At 41.4% G+C, this 1,267-nt stretch carries 2 protein-coding genes and 1 pseudogene; 2 read left to right on the top strand and 1 reads right to left on the bottom strand.

The features are described 5' to 3' along the window. Positions 1-103, bottom strand: a pseudogene (locus tag A3739_RS31015) (YebC/PmpR family DNA-binding transcriptional regulator); the annotation flags it as partial. 246 nt (positions 104-349) lie between these two features. Here A3739_RS31015 and A3739_RS20540 point away from each other — a divergent pair. Both A3739_RS20540 and A3739_RS31185 read left to right on the top strand, forming a co-directional pair. Next, positions 350-1,015: a PEP-CTERM sorting domain-containing protein gene (locus A3739_RS20540; protein WP_068476586.1), complete on the top strand. Its 666-nt coding sequence runs from the start codon at positions 350-352 to the stop codon at positions 1,013-1,015. A gap of 136 nt (positions 1,016-1,151) precedes the next feature. Beyond that, a partial coding sequence (locus tag A3739_RS31185) for a hypothetical protein (RefSeq protein ID WP_156502722.1) occupies positions 1,152-1,267 on the top strand: 116 nt, incomplete at its 3' end.

Raw genomic sequence — 1,267 nt, 5'->3', positions numbered from 1 at the left:
TTGCGACAACATAAATCTCACGACCATATTTACTGTAAACCTTTGTTTTGGCTGCAGCAGTTTTCGCCATTGACTCTTTGCGGTTTTGAAAGGCTCTACCCATTACCAGATTCCTTAACGTTGATCTAAAAGCGGGCTTATTCTACAGCGATTTGAACCGAAACTAAATTTCTCGTCCACAAATTCGCAAACTTCATTCTAAGTGTCGAAATAATTTACATCTTTGATTTCCTGGTCTTTTCCACTTTTTCTTTAATGCATGAAAAACATCACAAAAATATTAGTTGGCCTCAATCATGCTTGTTTATAGCTATTGTTCTTTATAGTGTGTAGTAATAAGGGAAAAATAATGAAAACGTTAAAAAAGGCATTCGCTGCTGCTGCGTTCTTAGTTGCTTCAACGGCTAACGCGACATTGATCGATTTTACGAACGATGATCATTGGGCGAGTAATGGAGAAAAAACTGCCTCTCACACATATGATAGCGGTCTCGAAGTTACAATCACTTCGCATCCTGGTGCATTTACAAATAAAACCGAAGGCAAAGCATGTTCGACTGCTTTGACTGGGTTGATGTGCCAAACTGACGGCTTAGGTGTTCGTGATGACGAAATTTCCTTTGGGAACGAGTATATCAAAGTTGAATTCAGCCAGTCAGTTGATGTTGATTGGATTGCATTTTTAGACTTATTTATCGAAGGACCTAACCTGAATACACCAGAGCTTGCCAAAGTTCGAGTTAACGGTGATGAAAATTCTGTGTTTGGCTTTGAGGGTGATCAAACTCGAAATACAGTTGGTTGGTTCCAAACAAGCGGCGATAACTTTTTCAGCGGTGTAACCATGTTGGAGTTTTTTGCAGATGCAAATTCAGGCGATGAAATCAGTCCGGGCAATACCGATTTCGCACTAGCAGCGATCAATGTCACTGAAGTTTCTGAGCCAGGTACATTGGCCTTAATGGGGCTAGGTGTGCTGGCCTTAGTTGGTGCTCGTAAGCGTATACGCTCGTAATAGCGAATGATTGAAAAAAACCGGCTTAATGCCGGTTTTTTTGTGCATGTTGTTTTTGATGCTTGTGTATCGATTTGCACAGTACTAGAGTGAGCTAAGCACCATCGCTGGTTGACTATGAGATAAGGAGAGCTCCTTGCGTGTCACGGAAAATAGTTGCTTGGTCATTTTTGGCGCCTCAGGAGACTTAGCCGCACGAAAACTGATTCCCGCCTTACTGCATTTATTTCAAGCTAAATACCTACCAGAAGA

It is taken from the genome of Oleiphilus sp. HI0067, from assembly GCF_001635735.1.
The sequence above is the reverse complement of the archived record's forward strand: the minus strand, read 5'-3'. Positions and strand labels throughout refer to the sequence as shown.

Excerpts from the sequence above, each read along its gene's own strand:
- A3739_RS20540 (WP_068476586.1), top strand. The coding sequence starts at position 350 with ATGAAAACGTTAAAAAAGGCATTCGCTGCTGCTGCGTTCTTAGTTGCT.